A 1,271-nucleotide genomic window follows, 5' to 3' on the forward strand; every position below is an offset into this window, starting at 1 on the left:
CTTGAAGACGGCGGCGCCCGCCACCAGCACATTGGCGCCGGCCGCAGTTACCAGCGGCGCGGTCTCGGCCGAGACGCCGCCGTCGATCTCGATATGGATCGGCCGGCTGCCGATCAGCGCCTTCACCCGCCTCACCTTGTCGACGATCGCCGGGATGAAGGCCTGCCCGCCGAACCCCGGATTGACGGTCATGATCAGGATCAGGTCGAGCCGGTCGAGCACATATTCGATCGCCGTCTCCGGCGTCGCCGGGTTCAGCGAAACGCCGGCTTTCTTGCCGAGGCTCTTGATGGTCTGCAGCGAGCGGTCGAGATGCGGCCCGGCCTCGGCATGCACCGTCATGCCGTCGCAGCCGGCCTCGGCGAAAGCCGCCAGGTAAGGATCGGCCGGCGCGATCATCAGATGGCAGTCGAAAAAGGCCTTGGTGCGGTTGCGGATCGCCTTGATCACCGGCGGGCCGAAGGTGATGTTGGGCACGAAATGGCCGTCCATCACGTCGAGATGGATCCAGTCGGCGCCGGCCGCCGCGACGGCCTCGACCTCATCACCCAGCTTCGAAAAATCCGATGCCAGCACCGACGGTGCGATCAGGGTCTTCTTGCTCATGGTGCGGCCTCTGTTGCGGATGCAAATCTCGGATTGCCTAGAGCATTTTGCGCCCAAGTGGAATCACTTGGAGTTGCGGAAATGCGGCTAACAGGAGGAAGATGCCGAAAGGGGAAGCGCGGGACAAGAAAGACCCGCCGGATCGCTCCGGCGGGTCTTGGTCTTCAGCCGCCTGGTTTACGGCTTGAAGTTCTGGATGTTGGCGCCCGCCGGGTCCTGCAGCACACGCCGCGGCTGTCGCTGCGGCACCAGCTGCTGCAGGATGTTTGGGTTGAGCAGCAGGTTCGGATTGATCCCCAGGCCCGGCTGCCGGCGGATCGGGAAGCAATCCGGATACCGTCCGGTCGTGCCGACCGGGCAGCGCCGCCTGATAATCGGCTGGCAAATGCCGTCGATCATCTGCGAGCCCGGAGCGCATTCAGCGTCTTCGAACGTGCCGCATCTGCCTTCTATCACCTCGGTGCCGCGCGGACACACGCAGGCGCCGCGCTTGTTGAGGACCTGGCCGCGGATCGAGCACGTCTGCGGCTTCCTGATCGGCGTGCAAGCCTTGCCCTTCAGCGCCGTCCCCTTCGGGCAGACGCAATCGCCATCGGCGTTGCGCACCTGGCCGCGGATGCGGCACTGGGCAGGCGGCTGCCGGTCAGGCACGCAAGCCTTGGCCG

General features: G+C 65.6%; 1 protein-coding gene and 1 pseudogene. Both read right to left on the reverse strand.

Going from position 1 to position 1,271, the window contains the following annotated elements; genetic code table 11:
• On the reverse strand, positions 1 to 606 hold a 606-nt coding region (gene rpe / locus EOA27_RS36985; RefSeq protein ID WP_127258782.1), incomplete at its 3' end, for a ribulose-phosphate 3-epimerase.
• 177 nt (positions 607 to 783) lie between these two features.
• Positions 784 to 1,271 (reverse strand): annotated as a pseudogene (locus tag EOA27_RS36990) (hypothetical protein); the annotation flags it as partial.

The organism is Mesorhizobium sp. M2A.F.Ca.ET.037.01.1.1 (assembly GCF_003998075.1).
GTDB lineage: Bacteria > Pseudomonadota > Alphaproteobacteria > Rhizobiales > Rhizobiaceae > Mesorhizobium.